At 74.9% G+C, this 14,458-nt stretch carries 11 protein-coding genes and 3 pseudogenes; 9 read left to right on the top strand and 5 right to left on the bottom strand.

Annotation, left to right across the window (positions count from 1 at the left end):
- The first annotated feature begins 224 nt into the window (after positions 1-224).
- The 3 genes from SRB5_RS23625 (at position 225) to SRB5_RS36680 (ending at position 3,580) form a co-directional block, all read left to right on the top strand.
- Entirely contained in the window at positions 225-1,241 is a 1,017-nt protein-coding gene (locus SRB5_RS23625; protein ID WP_153455341.1) for a zinc-dependent alcohol dehydrogenase family protein, read from the top strand.
- A gap of 143 nt (positions 1,242-1,384) precedes the next feature.
- Positions 1,385-2,428: a zinc-dependent alcohol dehydrogenase family protein gene (locus tag SRB5_RS23620; protein WP_153455339.1), complete on the top strand. Its 1,044-nt coding sequence runs from the start codon at positions 1,385-1,387 to the stop codon at positions 2,426-2,428.
- A 150-nt stretch (positions 2,429-2,578) separates the two neighbouring features.
- Positions 2,579-3,580 carry a hypothetical protein gene (locus tag SRB5_RS36680; protein WP_228390396.1) on the top strand — a complete coding sequence of 334 codons (1,002 nt, stop codon included), beginning with the start codon at positions 2,579-2,581 and terminating at the stop codon, positions 3,578-3,580.
- Between the two features lie 134 nt (positions 3,581-3,714).
- Here the strand turns inward: SRB5_RS36680 and SRB5_RS37770 are convergent.
- The 4 genes and pseudogenes from SRB5_RS37770 to SRB5_RS23600 form a co-directional block, all read right to left on the bottom strand.
- Positions 3,715-3,807: pseudogene (locus SRB5_RS37770) on the bottom strand (CBS domain-containing protein); the annotation flags it as partial.
- A 73-nt stretch (positions 3,808-3,880) separates the two neighbouring features.
- A pseudogene (locus tag SRB5_RS36670) lies at positions 3,881-4,201 on the bottom strand (flavodoxin domain-containing protein); the annotation flags it as partial.
- A 123-nt stretch (positions 4,202-4,324) separates the two neighbouring features.
- Complete coding sequence (locus SRB5_RS23605) at positions 4,325-5,065, bottom strand: CBS domain-containing protein (RefSeq protein WP_153455333.1); 741 nt, start codon at positions 5,063-5,065, stop codon at positions 4,325-4,327.
- 20 nt (positions 5,066-5,085) lie between these two features.
- Entirely contained in the window at positions 5,086-7,782 is a 2,697-nt protein-coding gene (locus SRB5_RS23600) for a bifunctional acetate--CoA ligase family protein/GNAT family N-acetyltransferase (RefSeq protein WP_153455331.1), read from the bottom strand.
- A gap of 414 nt (positions 7,783-8,196) precedes the next feature.
- Between SRB5_RS23600 and SRB5_RS23595 the strand changes: the two genes are divergently transcribed.
- Complete coding sequence (locus SRB5_RS23595; protein WP_153455329.1) at positions 8,197-8,955, top strand: universal stress protein; 759 nt, start codon at positions 8,197-8,199, stop codon at positions 8,953-8,955.
- Here SRB5_RS23595 and SRB5_RS23590 read toward each other — a convergent pair.
- Entirely contained in the window at positions 8,919-10,604 is a 1,686-nt protein-coding gene (locus SRB5_RS23590) for a SulP family inorganic anion transporter (protein ID WP_153455326.1), read from the bottom strand. The two genes, SRB5_RS23595 and SRB5_RS23590, sit on opposite strands and share 37 nt — an antisense overlap.
- A gap of 322 nt (positions 10,605-10,926) precedes the next feature.
- Here SRB5_RS23590 and SRB5_RS23585 point away from each other — a divergent pair, with 322 nt between their 5' ends.
- From SRB5_RS23585 to SRB5_RS23570, 5 genes and pseudogenes are all read left to right on the top strand, one after another.
- Positions 10,927-11,610 carry a DoxX family membrane protein gene (locus SRB5_RS23585; RefSeq protein ID WP_153455323.1) on the top strand — a complete coding sequence of 228 codons (684 nt, stop codon included), beginning with the start codon at positions 10,927-10,929 and terminating at the stop codon, positions 11,608-11,610.
- Positions 11,611-11,697: 87 nt separating this feature from the next.
- Positions 11,698-12,603 (top strand): universal stress protein, encoded by a 906-nt coding sequence (locus SRB5_RS23580; RefSeq protein ID WP_153455321.1) that lies wholly within the window; start codon positions 11,698-11,700, stop codon positions 12,601-12,603.
- A gap of 37 nt (positions 12,604-12,640) precedes the next feature.
- Positions 12,641-13,441 carry a universal stress protein gene (locus tag SRB5_RS23575; protein ID WP_153455319.1) on the top strand — a complete coding sequence of 267 codons (801 nt, stop codon included), beginning with the start codon at positions 12,641-12,643 and terminating at the stop codon, positions 13,439-13,441.
- Between the two features lie 16 nt (positions 13,442-13,457).
- A pseudogene (locus SRB5_RS37575) lies at positions 13,458-13,634 on the top strand (putative PEP-binding protein); the annotation flags it as partial.
- Positions 13,635-13,683: 49 nt separating this feature from the next.
- Complete coding sequence (locus tag SRB5_RS23570; protein WP_323378352.1) at positions 13,684-14,448, top strand: NAD(P)-binding domain-containing protein; 765 nt, start codon at positions 13,684-13,686, stop codon at positions 14,446-14,448.
- Positions 14,449-14,458 lie beyond the last annotated feature (10 nt).

Raw genomic sequence — 14,458 nt, 5'->3', positions numbered from 1 at the left:
CCAATTAATGCAGCCATTTTTCCACCTGCAAGGAACCACGCGTTCCGGGAAGCGCGCAATACGGAAATTCACCCGAATCGCGAATTGATTCACCGTTGAACCGCGCCGGGGACACCCCCGCGCCCGGCAACCGGAACGCGGGCTATCGTCGGAGGTCAGGCTCATAACCGGCGGCCGGCGGTACGTCCCCACCGCCCCGCCCCAGCAGGTAAGGAATACCGCTCATGCGCGGCGCAGTGTTGCACGCCCCCGGAGACGTCCGGATCGAGACGCTCGACGACCCGGAGATCCTCCACCCCACCGACGCGATCATCCGCACCGCGGTGACCTGCGTGTGCGGCTCCGACCTGTGGTCCTACCGCGGGCTCGACCCGGTGCGCGAGCCGCGCACGATGGGCCACGAGTACGTCGGCTTCGTCGAGGAGGTGGGCGCCGGCGTCACGGCGGTCAGGCCGGGCCAGTTCGTCGTCGGGTCCTTCGCCACCTCGGACAACACCTGCGCCCACTGCCGCAACGGCTACCAGTCCCACTGCGTCCAGCGGCACGTGATGGGCACCTGCCAGGCCGACCACGTCCGTATCCCCAACGCCCAGGGCACCCTCGTCGCGCTCGACGACGTGCCGGGCGAGGAGTTCTGGCCGGGTCTGCTGGCCGTCTCCGACGTGATGGGCACCGGCTGGTACGCCGCCGAGGCCGCCGAGGTCCGCCCCGGATCGACCGCCGTGGTGGTCGGCGACGGCGCCGTCGGCCTCTGCGCGGTGATCGCCGCCAAGGAGTCCGGCGCCGAGCGGATCATCGCCATGAGCCGCCACGAGCCCCGGCAGAAGCTGGCCCGCGAGTTCGGCGCCACCGACATCGTCACCGAGCGCGGCGACGACGGCGTCGCCCGGATCCTGGACCTCACCGACGGCGTCGGCGCCGACAGCGTGCTGGAGTGCGTGGGCACCCCCGAGGCCATGTCCCAGGCCCTGCGCTCCGCCCGCCCCGGCGGCAACGTCGGCTTCGTCGGCGTCCCGCACGGCGTCGCCGTGGACGGCCGGGAGCTCTTCTACTCGCACGTCGGCCTGCGCGGCGGCCCCGCCCCGGTGCGGCGCTATCTGCCCGACCTGATCGACAGGGTCATGACCAGCCGGATCGACCCGGGCAAGGTCTTCGACCTCACCGTGCCACTCGATCGGATCAACGAGGCGTACGCGGCGATGGACGAGCGCCGCGCCGTCAAGGCCCTGCTCACGCCCTGACCCGGGAGCGGTCCCGGCGCCCCTGTCATGGGGCCGCCCGGCTCCGCGCCGGGTCGGCCGGCCCCTGCGCACCCGCCCCGGTGCGCGTAAGGCTGGAAGGTGAGCGGGACCGGCCGGACGGTCCCCGGGTGAGGAGTCGGGTCATGGAAGCGCTCGTGTATCACGGGGCCGGGAAGTCCGCCTGGGAAAAGGTCGCGGACCCGGAGCTGGTGGATCCCACCGATGTGGTGGTCGAGGTGCTCGCCACCACCATCTGCGGGACGGATCTGCACATCCTCAAGGGCGATGTGCCCGAGACGAAGCCGGGGACGATCCTCGGCCACGAGGCCGTGGGCCGGGTGGTCGAGGCCGGCGCCGGCGTGCGGTCGGTGAGCGTCGGCGACCGGGTGCTGGTCTCCTGCGTCTCGCCCTGCGGGCAGTGCCGCTACTGCCGCGAGCAGGCGTACGGGCAGTGCCTGAACGGCGGCGGCTGGGTGCTCGGCCATCTGATCAACGGCACCCAGGCCGCCTACGTCCGGGTGCCGTTCGCCGATCTGGCGGTGCACCCGCTGCCCTCCGGCGTGGACAGCGCCGAGGCGGTGCTGCTGTCGGACATCTTCCCCACCTCGTACGAGGTGGGCGTGCTCAACGGCGGCGTCCGGCCCGGCGACACCGTCGTGATCGTCGGCGCCGGCCCCATCGGCCTGGCCGCCGCCGCCACCGCGAAGCTGTACTCGCCGGGCCGGATCATCGCCGTCGACCTGGCCGACTCCCGGCTGGAGGCGGCCCGCCGGCTCGGCGCGGACGTCGTCGTACGGGCCGACGAGAACCCGGAGGACCTCGTACGCGAACTGACCGGCGGGCTCGGCGCGGACGTCGTGATGGAGGCCGTGGGCGTACCGGACACGTTCGAGCTGTGCACCCGGCTCGTCCGGGCCGGCGGCACCGTCGCCAACGTCGGGGTACACGGCAAGCCCGTCACACTGCATCTGGAGGACCTCTGGATCAAGAACGTGACGATCCGCACCGGTCTGGTGGACACGTACTCCACCCCGGTACTGCTGGACATGCTGGCCGCGGGCAAGCTGCCCGTCGCCGAACTGGCCACGCACCGCTTCCGGCTGGACCAGATCGAGGAGGCCTACGACGTGTTCGGCCGATCCGCCGAGACCGGCGCGCTGAAGGTCATCCTGACCGCCGGGAGCTGACCCCGCCGGGCCCGGCCCGTACCCGTCCGGTCCGCATCGCGTCCGCGCTTCGTACCAATGCCGGGAATCCCGAATTCCGGTGTTTGGTACGCGAGTCGGGTGCGTATGCTCTCCGGCGGTACGGGCCGGGTCCGGGGACGGGGGCAGTAGATGAGTGGTGGCGGGGGACAGGGACCGTACGGACCGCGGCCGGGCTGGCCGCCGCCCGTTCCGCAGGGACCGCAGGGTCCGCCGCCGCCGGGAGCGCCGCAGCCGCTGGGCTATCCGCGGCCCGTCCCGTACGGCCCCGGGCCGGGCCCGGGGTATCCGCCCTACGGCCCCGGTCCGGGCCCCGGCTATCCGCCCTACGGACCGGGGCCGGGCCCCGGCTATCCGCCGTACGGACCGCCCGGCCGGCCGCCGGGGCGGATCCGGCGCGCCTTCCGGCTGCTGAACCCGATCGCCGTGGGCCGCATGGTGTTCAAGCCCTCGCGCCCGGACCGGGTCAACGACCCCGCGGTGCGCAAGGTGCAGACCCTGCGCACGGTGGTCGGCCTGGCCGCGGTGCTGTGGGTGCTGCTGTCGTACCGCATCGTCAAGGACACCGGCGATCTGGTCGACGACCGCATCGACCAGATCGGTATGTCGATGAACCTGCTGGTGATCACCTTCCCGATCGTCGTGGCGGTGTTCATAGCGGTGAGCCGCCCGCCCAACCGGCGGCTGTTCCTGCGCCGTTCGCTCAAGCCCGGCGGCTCCCTGGCCGCCCTCTTCGCGGCGGTCGGCGGCCTGATCGTCCTCTCCACCTACTTCTACGACGACTTCCTCCCCGGCGATGAGCCGACCCCCGGGGCGTACGCGCGGCTGACCGTGATGCTGTTCGTCCTGCTGTGGGTGTTCCCCTTCCTCTTCTACGGCATCGCCATGGCCCTGGTGCACGTGTTCCGCACCGCCGACATCCACGAGTCGCTGCCGCCGATCCTGGCGATCATCCTGGTGTGGGAGCTGGCGATCACCGATCTGTTCTCCGACGCCTACGACGGCGTCCCGTTCGGGGTACGGGCGGCGCTCATCCTCGGCGGACCGGTCTCGATCACCCTGATCAGCGTGTGGGAGCTGCGCCGGCTGCGCTCCCGGCACGGCATCACCCTGCGCGCCGCGCTGCTGCGCTGACCCCGTCGGCCGGAGCGTCCAGCACCCGGGTGACGCCGCGGCGGGGGGTCGCGGGGCTCCGCGTCGGGGCGCAGGAACACCTTGAGCAGATCACCGCGGCTGACGACGCCGACCAGGCGCCCGTGGGCGTCGACCACGGGCAGCCGCTTGACCTGCCGCTGCGCCATCACGCGGGCGGCGTGGGCGAGGGTGTCGGCGGCCCGTACGCAGATCGCCGGCGCCGTCATCAGCTTCCCGGCGGTCGCGGAGCCGGCCGCCGAACGTCCGGTGGCCGAGGACGTCGAGTTCGGTGGCGATCTTCGCCACCTTGGAGGTGGGCGGTAGTTCCCGTTCGTCCGCGGAGGTGTCCAGCGGTCCGCTGCTGAACAGCCAGACGGGCAGCTGCCGCAGGGCCTCGGCGTTGCGCCTGGCCCAGCGGACCGCGTCGCGGTGCCAGCGCCCGGTGTACAGGCACGAGCCCAGGACGACGGCGGTGCAGCCACCGGGGTCGGGGTCCTCCCCGGCCGGCCGGACGTCCGCGGGGACGCCCAGCGCCTCGAGCGCTTCGCCGGTCCACCGGGCGATCTCCGCGGTCGAACCCTGCTTGGTCCCGTAGACCACCAGGACGTGGTGCTGTGTCATGACACGCCTTTCCGTGCGGGGCGAGTGGTGTCCGTCCACCTCACCGCAGGTGACCCGTCGCGCCAACGACGGCCGCGGCAAGTCGGCCGCGGGGTGCACCGGCCGGCGCAGCCGGTCCCCCGGTCACAGCCGGCGCAGCCAGGCGTCCGTGACGCCGCGGCCGTTGACGCCCACGGGGCGCAGATGGGTGTCGTCGGTACGGGAGGTCAGCCGGTCGACCACGCCGATCACGCCGTCGATCCGGCCCGTCAGCTGCACGGCGATGGAGATCTCGGAGGCCCGTTCGACCTCGCCGCGCAGGGTCACAACTCCGTCCTGGACGGCGACGTAGAGGGCCTGCGGGTGCAGCCACAGGGTGCGTACGAGGACCTCCTCGACGACCTCGCGCCGGATCTCGCTGTCCGGGCGGAGGAAGATCTGCAGCAGGTCGCGGCGGGTGACGATGCCGACGAGGCGGTCCTCGACGTCCACCACCGGGAGCCGTTCGATGCCGTGGGCGGCCATGGTGCGGGCGGCGGAGGCGATGGAGTCGTCCGCGGGGACGGTGACCGCCGGGGCGGACATCAGGTCTCCGGCCGTACGGGCGCCCGCCTTCACCTGCCGGGCGCGGGCGCGGCGGCGTGGGAGGGGGAGCCGGGGGCGGCGGCCCTCGGCGCGGGCGGCCTCCTGTTCGCCCTGGCCCGCCTGGTGCATCATCAGGTCGGTCTCGGAGATGACCCCGATGACCTTGTCGTCGTCGTCGACCACCGGCAGCCCGCTGATGCGGTGCCGCACGAGCAGGTCGGCGATCTCCTTGAACGGGGTGTGGCGGGTGACATGGACGACACCGGTCGTCATCACGTCGCCGGTCTTCTGGTGCTTCATGGCCGTACGCTCCTTCCGGGTCAGCGCAGACGTCGCAGATAGGGGTCGGGATCCCGGCGGGGCCGCACCCGGATCCGCGCGTCGAGCGCGGTGACGGCGTCGGCGTCGGCCTCGGCCAGGACGGGGTTGAGGTCCACCTCGGCGAGCTGGGGCAGATCGCCCGCGAGCGCCGAGAGGCGGTGCAGGAGCTGTTCGAGGCCCTCGAGGTCGACGGGGCCGGCGCCGCGGTAGCCGAAGAGCAGCGGGGCGCAGCGCGGGGTGGTGATCAGCTCCTGGACGTCGCGGTCGGTCAGCGGGGCGAGCCGGGCGGCGTGGTCGGCGAGGAGTTCGGTGCTCGTACCGCCGAGGCCGAAGAGGACCAGGGGGCCGAACACGTCGTCCTGGACGGCGCCGGCGACCAGTTCGAGGCCGCGGGGGGCCATCGGCTGGACGACGACGCCGGTGAGCACGTCGCCGAAGCGGGCGGCCAGATCGCGGTAGGCGGCGCGGACCTCGCCGTGGCCGGTCAGGTCCAGCAGGACGGCGCCCTGCTCGCTCTTGTGCAGCAGCCCGGGCCAGTGCGCCTTGAGCGCGACGCGGCCGGCGCCGGCCGGGGCCAGCCGTTCGGCCGCCGCGACCGCCTCGTCCTCCGTGGTCGCCCATTCCCAGGGCTGCTGCGGGATGCCGTACGCGTCGAGCAGCGCCGCGCACCGGCCGGGGTCGAGCCAGCCGCCGTCGGGGTGCTCCCCGAGGTAGGCGTCGACGACGGCGCGGGCGGCGCCGGGGTCGGTGCCGCCCGGCTCGGGGACGGTGCCGGCGGGCTGGGCCAGCCAGCGGGAGCGGTCCGCGGCGTGCGCCAGGGCGCGGGCGGCGGAGCGGGGGTCGGCGTAGGCGGGGACGTCGCCGCCGGCGGAGTGCAGCAGGCGTACGGAGTCGGGCTGGTCGAGGAGTACGGCGGCCACCGGGCGCGGTTCGAGGCCGCGGCGGGTCAGGGCGCGCGCCGGGTCGTCGCCGGTGGCCTCCGCGAGGGCGGTGGGCACCAGCGTGACGAGCACCGCGTCCACGGCGCCGTGCCGGGTGAGGCGGTCCACGCAGGCCCGCAGCGCGCCGTCGCCGGCCGCGGCGGTGGCGTCCACCGGGTTGGCGGCGCTCGCCCCCGCGGGCAGGACGGCGCGGAGGTCCGCGACGAGGTCGGCGGGGAGCTCCGGGACGGTGAGCCCGGCGTCCACGCAGGCGTCGGCGGTGATCACCGCGGCGCCCCCGGCGTTGGACACCACCGCGACGCGGGTCCCGGCGGGGAGCGGCTGCGTGTGCATCAGGGCGGCGGTGTCGAGGAGTTCGCGCACGCTGCGGGTGGCGGTGATCCCGGCCTGGGCGAAGAGCGCCTGGCGGGTGACGGTCGGCGTCGCGGCGGCGGCCGTGTGCGAGGCGGCGGCGCGGCGGCCTGCCTCGGAACGGCCCGCGTCCACCGTGAGCACGGGCATCTTGCGGGCCACGCGGCGGGCGGTGCGGGAGAAGGCGCGGGGGTTGCCGAAGGACTCGAGGTGCAGCAGCGCCAGGTCCGTGGTGCCGTCGCTCTCCCACCACTGGAGCAGGTCGTTGCCGCTGACGTCGTACTTGTCGCCCAGTGACACGAACGTGGACACCCCGATGCCCAGCCGGCTCAGCCCGCCGAGCAGCGCGATGCCGACGCCGCCGGACTGGACGGCGACCCCCGCGGAGCCGGGCAGCGGCCGGTGCGCGGCGAACGTGGCGTCCAGCCGTACGGTCTCCTCCGTGGTGGCGATGCCCAGGCAGTTGGGGCCGACGAGCCGGATGCCGTGCCGGCGGCAGGCCGCGAGCAGCGCCGCGCCCTGGCCGGCGTCGAGGCCGGCGGACAGCACGACCATCGCGCGCACCCCCGCGGCGCCGCACTCCTCGGCCGCGTCCGCGACGGCGGCGGCGGGCAGCGCGAGGACGGCGAGCTCCGGCACCTCGGGCAGCGCGGCCACCGAGGGGTGGCACGGGACGTGTTCGATGGCCCGCACCTGCGGGTGTACGGCCATCAGCCGGCCGGTGAAGCCCGCCCGGCGCAGGTTCTTCAGCACCGCCCGGCCGACGGACCCGGGGTTGCGGCCGGCGCCGACGACGACCACGGAGCGGGGCCGCAGCAGGGGGACCATGCTGGCGGTGTCGGCGGTGCGGGCGCGTTCGTCGACGGCGCTCAGATACGTCTCGTCGGACTCCAGGGCGATGGTGCAGCGCACCTCGGTGCCCTCGAGCCGGCGGGTGGTGTGCAGTCCGAGGTCGGCGAAGACCTTCAGCACCTCCGCGTTCTCGGCGAGTGCCTCGGCGGTGAAGGTGGTGACGCCGTCGCGGCGGGCCGCGTGCACCAGGTGCTCCAGCAGCAGGGTGCCGACGCCGTGGTGGTGGAAGTCGTCCGCGACGGCCAGGGAGATCTCCGCGACGGCGGGGGTGGCGAGGCGCTCGTACTCGGCGATGCCGATGAGGGTGTCCTCGTGGTACGCGAGCAGCGCCCGGTAGCCCTCGCGTCCGGTGCGGGCCACCCGGTCGGCGGCCTGCCGGCCGGAGCGGCGGCCGGCGGCGAAGAACCGCAGCCGCAGGTTGGCGCCGGACATGCCGTCGTAGAAGCGCAGCACGTCGTCGTGGTCGCCGGGGCGGGCGGGCCGGATCCCGGCGGTCCTGCCGTCGGCGAGGAGCACGTGGACGGGGTCGGGGCGGTGCGTGGTCTCCGTCATGGTGGTCCCCTGTCGATGGCGTCGGTCGATCCGCCTTCAGCATCGGCGGCCGGGGGCGCGCCTCCCAGGGCTGGCCGGAGCCGTTCACAGGGGCCGACCGGCGCTCGTCCGGAGGGTCGATCGGCAAGGGGGCCGGCCGGCCCCTCCGTCGCGGGCCGGGGCGGGCCGTATTGCGCTTACCGGCGAAGTCCCCGGTCACAGTGGTGGCGGGGTGCCCCGGACGCCGGCTGTCCGGTTCAACACCCGCCCCCACCACGGACGTTGGAGGTCCGCCGGCCGGGTCCGACGGGCCCGGACGCAGGGTCGTCCGGCGGTTCGCGGACGACCCGCACGCCCCTGCTCGCGGCCGTGCACCCGCGGCGAGCATGAGAGGGCAGCCCCGAGCAACGTCGCCCGTCGGCAAGGAGAGATGTCATGAGCACCGTTCACGTGGTCGTCGCAGTGGACGGCTCCCCCGCCTCCGTACAGGCCCTGGACCGGGCCGCGGCGGAGGCCGTGCGGCGCCGGGTCGAGCTGGTCTGCCTGGTGGTCGTGCGCTCGGAGTACGACCTGGACGAGGCCGCTCCGGTGCTGGACCTCGCGCTCGCCCGGATCCGCCGCCGGCACGTGGGGCTCACCCTGCGCGCCGAGCACGTCGTGGGTGATCTCGTACGGGTGCTGCCGGCGCGGCAGGACGGCGCGGCGCTGACCGTCGTGGGCCTGTCCCGGCACGCGGCCCCGCCCGCCCGGGCGGCCGTGCACCGGCTGGCCCGGCACGCCACCGGCCCGCTGATGGTCGTACCGGCCGGGCCCCGGCCCCTCGGGCGCGGGTGCGACGAGGTGCTGTTCGTGCCGGCCGGCGACGAGGACGCCGACGCGGCCGCCTTCGCCTTCGCGGAGGCGGCACGGTGCGGCGGGTCGCCGCTGCGGGTCGCGCACACGTGGGCGTACCGGGGGACGCCGCCGGGCGCTCCGGCGGACGGGGCGGACGCCGCGCCGGGCGCCGGGGGCGGGGTCGCGGCGCGGACGCGGCCGGTGGCCGTGACGTGCGCGCCGTCCGCCGCCGAACTGGCCGAGGCCACCCGGCACGCCTGGGTCGCGGTGCTCGCGGCGCGGGCCGGCGGGGGGCGGTTGCGGCGGGCGCTGCTGCGGCGCGCTCACTGCCCGGTGGTGTTCGTCCCGGGCGCCCGGTAGGCCGCGAGGGCCTCGGGGAGGGTGGGGAAGACGCGGTCCGTGCCGACCGCCTCCGTCAGCCCATACGCGTCCAGCGCCGTCCGCAGGTCCTGTTTGACGCGCGCCAGGGCGAACACCACGCCCCGGCCGGCGAGTTCGCTCCGTACCGCCTCGACGGCGTCCAGGGCGGTGATGTCGACCTCGACGTTCGCCTCCATGTTCAGCACGAACCACCGCACCGGCACGGCCTGTTCGCTCACCGCCGCCAGGGCGCGGCGGCGGAAGTCCTCGGCGTTCGCGAAGAACAGCGGGGAGTCGTAGCGGTACACCACCAGCCCGGGAATGGTCCGCGCCTGCGGGTAGTCGTCCACGTCGTGCATGCCCGCCAGCCCCGGGACGAGCCCCTGCACGGCGTCGTGCGGGCGGGCCACCCGCGACAGCATCTCCGCGACCGACAGGCCGACCGCGAACAGCACCCCGTACAGAATGTCCAGCACCAGCACCCCGCCGAGACAGGCCAGCGCCAGCAGCAACTCCCGGCGGCGGAAGGCCGCGAGCCGGCGAAACCCGGCCAGGTCCACCAGCCGGACGGCGGCGTAGACGACGATCCCGCCGAGCACCACCTTCGGCGTGTGCGCCAGCACCGGGCCGAGAAACAGCAGCACCCCGGCCACCGCGGCACACGCCGCCAGCGAGTACACCTGGGTGCGGGCCCCGGCCGAGATGCCCAGCGCCGCCCGGCTCGCGCTGCTGCTCACCGGGAAGCCGCGCAGCACGCCGGCGCCGAGGTTGGCCGCGCCCAGGGCGAGGAGCTCCTGCTGCGGGTCGGGCCGGACGTCGCCCTCCCCGGCGAAGGACCGCGCGGTGAGGATGACGTCGGTGTAGCCCACGAGCAGCACCCCGAGCGCCGGCAGGATCAGCTCCCGCAGATCGCCGACCGCCGGGAGCGCCGGCGCGGGCAGTCCGGCCGGTACGCCACCGATCACGGCGATGCCCCGGTCCTCCAGCCCGAACACGGCGACCACCGCGGTGCCGAGGATCACGGCGAGCAGCGGGCCCGGGACGCGGGGCGCCGCGTACTGCAGACCGAACAGCAGGGCGAGCACGGCCGCCGCGAACACCACGGTGGCGGGTCGGCTGTCCGGCAGCTGCCTCAGGAACGTCCACAGCTGCGGGAAGAAGCCCCCGCCGCCGCCGGACACGCCGGCCAGCTTGGGCAGCTGGTCCACGGCCATGATCAGGGCCAGGCCCGTCATATAGCCGACGAGCACCGGCCGCGACAGCAGATCGGCCACGAACCCCAGCCGCACCAGCCAGGCGACGACACACGCCACACCGACCATCACGGCCAGGGCGGCGGACAGCGCGGCGTACCGGTCCGGGTCACCGCCCGCGAGGGGGCCGACGGCGGTGGCCGTCATCAGCGCGGTCGTCGACTCCGGTCCCACGGACAGCCGTCGGGAGGTGCCGAGGAACGCGTAGAGCACCAGCGGGAGCAGGATCGCCCACAGCCCGGCCACCGGCGGCAGACCCGCGAGCGACGCGTACGCCATCACCTGCGGCACCAGATACGCGGCGACGGTCACGCCCGCCAGCACGTCCCCGCGCAGCCACGCCCGCCGGTAGCCGGTCAGCGCCGTGAGGCCGGGCAGCAGGCGGTTCCTCTTCATGGGCGGCAACTCCTCGCGTCCGGAACGTCCATCGTCACCCGGCCGCGGGACGGCCGGCCCGGCGGGGTGGGGCCGAGCGGCCCCACCGGTCCTGCGACGCCGTGCACGTCGGGCCGCCGGGGGCCCGGGATCGGGCGCGCGAGCCGGGCTCCGGGCCGCCGAACGGGCCTTCGAAGCGGGGTCCGTCGGCCCCGGAGGACGGGACCGCCGTCCACTGCGAAACCCCTTGCCCGAGCGGGAGATTGATACCGCAAGGCAGTGAGTCACCCAGAAGCCCGAGGGGGCCGGCAGAAGCCCCCGGGCCCGAGAAGGGATGAACGCGATGGCCGTCCAGCACCACCCCGAGCGCCACCAGGGATTCCACCTCCCGTCCCTGCGCATCCACCGCGCCGCCGGCGCCGCCGAGGCCCCCGCGTCGCCCGACACCACCGAGGCCGCCATGACCACCACCACCGCCGCCCCCGCCACCACCACCACCGTCGCCGTCAGCGCCGTCACCGCCCGCGTCCTCGCCGGCGTCCGGGTCCTGACCGGGTTCATCTTCCTCTGGGCCTTCCTCGACAAGACCTTCGGCCTGAACTACGCCACCGCGTCCGAGCGGGCCTGGACCGAGGGCGGATCCCCCACCAAGGGCTTCCTCAGCGGCGTCGCCGTCGGCCCGATGCAGGGAACCCTCCGCGACTGGGCCGGCGCCGGCTGGGCCGACTGGCTCTTCATGCTCGGCATGCTCGGCATCGGCGTCGCCCTCATCCTCGGCTTCGCCCTCAAGCCCGCCGCCGTCGCCGCCACCGTCATGATGGCCCTGATGTGGATCGCCGAATGGCCCCTCGCCCAGCACAACTCGATGGGCGACCCCACCATGTCGTCGAACCCGCTGGTCGACTACCACGTGATGTACGCGGTCACTGCCATCGCCCTCGCCGCCCTCGCCGCAGGCAACACCTGGGGCCTCGGCAAGACCTGGGCCAAGCTCCCCGTCGTCCGCGACCACACCTGGCTCCGCTGACCCCTCCGAACCGCCCGGGGGCGCCATCCCCCGACACGCCCCCGGGCTCCAGCCTTCCAGCCGTACCGACCGCACACGGAGGACACGATGACTGAGCAGCAGACCCCCCGGACGCAGGGCCGGGTCGTCGTCGGTTACGACGGCTCCGCGCCCGCCGAGCGCGCTCTGACCCGGGCGATCCACGAGGCCGAACGCCGCGAGGCCGGCCTCGAGATCATCCTCGGCGCCCCGTGGACACCGTTCCCGCCGCCCGCCCTCGGCGCGCCGATCACCGAACAGGGCGACCTGTACCGCCTCTCGCGCGAGAGCCTGGACACCGCCGCCGACCGGGCCCGCAAGGCGGCGCCCGACCTCGAGGTGGTGGCGACCCTGTCGTCCGACCCCGCCGCCGAGGCCCTGATCGAGGCCTCCCGGACGGCGGGCCTGACGGTCGTCGGCACCCGTGGCCACGGTGGGTTCACCGGGCTGCTGCTCGGCTCCGTCAGCCTCCGGGTGGCCGCCCACACGCACGGCCCGCTGCTGGTCGTACGGGGTGACGCGGAGACCGACAGCGAGGCCCGCGACACCGTCGTCGCCGGGGTGCAGGGCGACGCGGACGCCCCCGCGGTGCGCTACGCCTTCGAGGAGGCCCAGCGGCGCGACGCGCGGCTGCGGGTGCTGCACGCCTGGACGTATCCGGCGCCGCTGGGCGGGCTGCCCGCGGTGGACGCCGAGCGGACCCACGAACGGGTCGAGGACGCGCGCAAGCTGGCCGACGCCGTGCCCCGGTACGCCGCCGCCCCGCTGCGGGACACGTATCCGCTGGTGCGGGTCGACACCGACCACGAGCTGGGCGCCGCCGCGAGCGTGCTGGTGAACGCGAGCAAGGCCGCGGACCTGGTCGTCCTGGCCGCGCACCGCGGGCGGCACCGGTTCGGTATGCAACTGGGGCCGGTGACCCACGCGTTGCTGCACCACTCGCACGCCCCGGTGCTCCTGCTCCCCGTCGAGTAGCCCGTACGCACCCCGAGCCCGGTCGAGGAGGCATCCCATGAGGACCCGAGCAGTGGTCGCCGGCATCGACGGTTCCGCCCGCAGTCTGGCCGCCGCCGACTGGGCGGCCCGGGAGGCGGCGGCCCGCGAGCTGCCGCTGCGGGTGGTGCACGCCGGTCCCGCCGTCACCGGCGACCACTTCCTGGAACACGCCGTGGAGCTGCTGGGCAACCGCCACGGCGGGCTGCGCATCACGGGGGAGCGCGCCGCGTCGCTCACGGCGGACGCCGAACTCCTCGTGGTGGCCACCCGGGGCGTCGGCGGCTTCCCCGGGCTGCTGCTCGGGTCCACGGCCTGGGAGGCGGCGGCGCGGGCGCCGTTCCCCGTCGCCCTGGTGCCCAGCGGGCGGGATGTCGCGGCCGTGGGCGACATCTACGGGCGGCGGTTCACGGCCGGCGAGATCGTGGTCGGTGTCGACGCGCGCGCCGCCGTGGACGAGACCCTCGCGTACGCCTTCGACGCCGCCGACCGCTCCGGTACGACGCTGCGCGCCCTGCACGCCTGGCGGATGCCGCTGTCGGAGGCGGCCCGGCTGCCGTTCCGCGTACCGGAGGACCGGGGCGCGCGGGAGGACCACGAGACGCATCTGCTGCACGAGGCGCTGCGGCCGTGGCGGGAGAAGTACCCGCACGTCACGGTGCGCCCGGACGTCCGGGCCCTGACCCCGGCCCGGGCGCTGGTCGCGGCCTCCGCCCGGGCGGGCCGGCTGATCGTCGGCCGCCGCGGCCCGGGGCTGTCCGCGGTGACCGACGCCGTCCTGCATCACGCCCGGTCGCCGGTCGTGGTGGTCCCCCGCTGATCCGTTCGTCCGCCCCCGAGGAGGGCCCGCGGCGCGCCCGGATCCGGACCTCGGGGTGTGCGGCGAACACGGCGGGGATCCGTGATCGAGCCACTTTTTCCACGCCGTTGGGCTGGACTACGTCTCCTGTTCCCCGTGCCGCGGACCGGAGGCCGCACGTGCCACCCTGCTCGGCGCGAAGGCCCCGGTCTGATGCAGACTCGGTACCGCAGTCACCGGATACGGCGTCGGAGGTACCCGCAGTGCAGCGCATCGGCATCATCGGAGTGGGCGAGATCGGCCGGGCCATCGCGACCGGTCTCCACCACGAGGCCGCCGACCCGCCGGAGGTCGCGCTCTCCCCGCGCGGCGCCGCCGCGGCCGCGGAACTGGCCGACCGTTTCCCCGGGGTCCGGGTGTGCGCGGACAACCAGGAGGTGGTGGACCGCTCCGATCTGGTGATCATCGCGGTCCGCGGCGACCAGTACCGCGAGGCACTGGCGGGTCTGGCGATCCCCGCGGCGAAGACGGTGGTCAACGTGATGGCGGGCGTCCCCACCGAGGCGCTGCGCGACCTCCTCGGCACGGACGCCCCGCTGATCCGGGCCATCCCCCTGCCGTCCATCGCCGAACGCCGCTCCGTGACGGCGGTTTGGCCCGCGCACCCGGCGGTGGACGCGTTCTTCGCCGGCCTGGGCGGCGCGCTCCCGGTCCCGGACGAGCACGCGTACAACGTCCTCTCCGCGGTGACGGGAACCCTGACCACCCACCTCTCGTACCTCTCCGCCCTCACCGACTGGATCACGTCCCGCGGCATCGACCCCGCCCCCGCGGACCACTACATCCGCGGCGTCTACCAGGGCCTGGCCCGCACCCTCTCGGACGAGTCCCACACCCTCCCCGAACTGGCCGCGAACCACGAGACCCCCAGGGGCAACAACGAGCGCATCCGCACCACCTGGTTCACCCCGGCCAACGCGAGAGCCCTCCACGAGGCCCTCGACGGCCTCCTCGCCGATCTGCGCTAGGAGATCATCC

Origin of the sequence: Streptomyces smaragdinus (assembly GCF_009604385.1) — a bacterium.
Taxonomy (GTDB): domain Bacteria; phylum Actinomycetota; class Actinomycetes; order Streptomycetales; family Streptomycetaceae; genus Streptomyces; species Streptomyces smaragdinus.
Note: the sequence above shows the minus strand (reverse complement) of the source record. Positions and strands in the feature narration are given on the sequence as shown.

Bases quoted from the DNA above. Each gene is read 5' to 3' on its own strand.
- SRB5_RS23625 (WP_153455341.1), top strand. From the start codon at position 225: ATGCGCGGCGCAGTGTTGCACGCCCCCGGAGACGTCCGGATCGAGACG.
- SRB5_RS23600 (WP_153455331.1), bottom strand. From the start codon at position 7,782: ATGACGGAGACCACGCACCGCCCCGACCCCGTCCACGTGCTCCTCGCC.
- SRB5_RS23590 (WP_153455326.1), bottom strand. From the start codon at position 10,604: ATGAAGAGGAACCGCCTGCTGCCCGGCCTCACGGCGCTGACCGGCTAC.
- SRB5_RS23595 (WP_153455329.1), top strand. From the start codon at position 8,197: ATGAGCACCGTTCACGTGGTCGTCGCAGTGGACGGCTCCCCCGCCTCC.
- SRB5_RS23585 (WP_153455323.1), top strand. From the start codon at position 10,927: ATGGCCGTCCAGCACCACCCCGAGCGCCACCAGGGATTCCACCTCCCG.
- SRB5_RS23620 (WP_153455339.1), top strand. From the start codon at position 1,385: ATGGAAGCGCTCGTGTATCACGGGGCCGGGAAGTCCGCCTGGGAAAAG.
- SRB5_RS23580 (WP_153455321.1), top strand. From the start codon at position 11,698: ATGACTGAGCAGCAGACCCCCCGGACGCAGGGCCGGGTCGTCGTCGGT.
- SRB5_RS36680 (WP_228390396.1), top strand. From the start codon at position 2,579: ATGAGTGGTGGCGGGGGACAGGGACCGTACGGACCGCGGCCGGGCTGG.
- SRB5_RS23575 (WP_153455319.1), top strand. From the start codon at position 12,641: ATGAGGACCCGAGCAGTGGTCGCCGGCATCGACGGTTCCGCCCGCAGT.
- SRB5_RS23605 (WP_153455333.1), bottom strand. From the start codon at position 5,065: ATGAAGCACCAGAAGACCGGCGACGTGATGACGACCGGTGTCGTCCAT.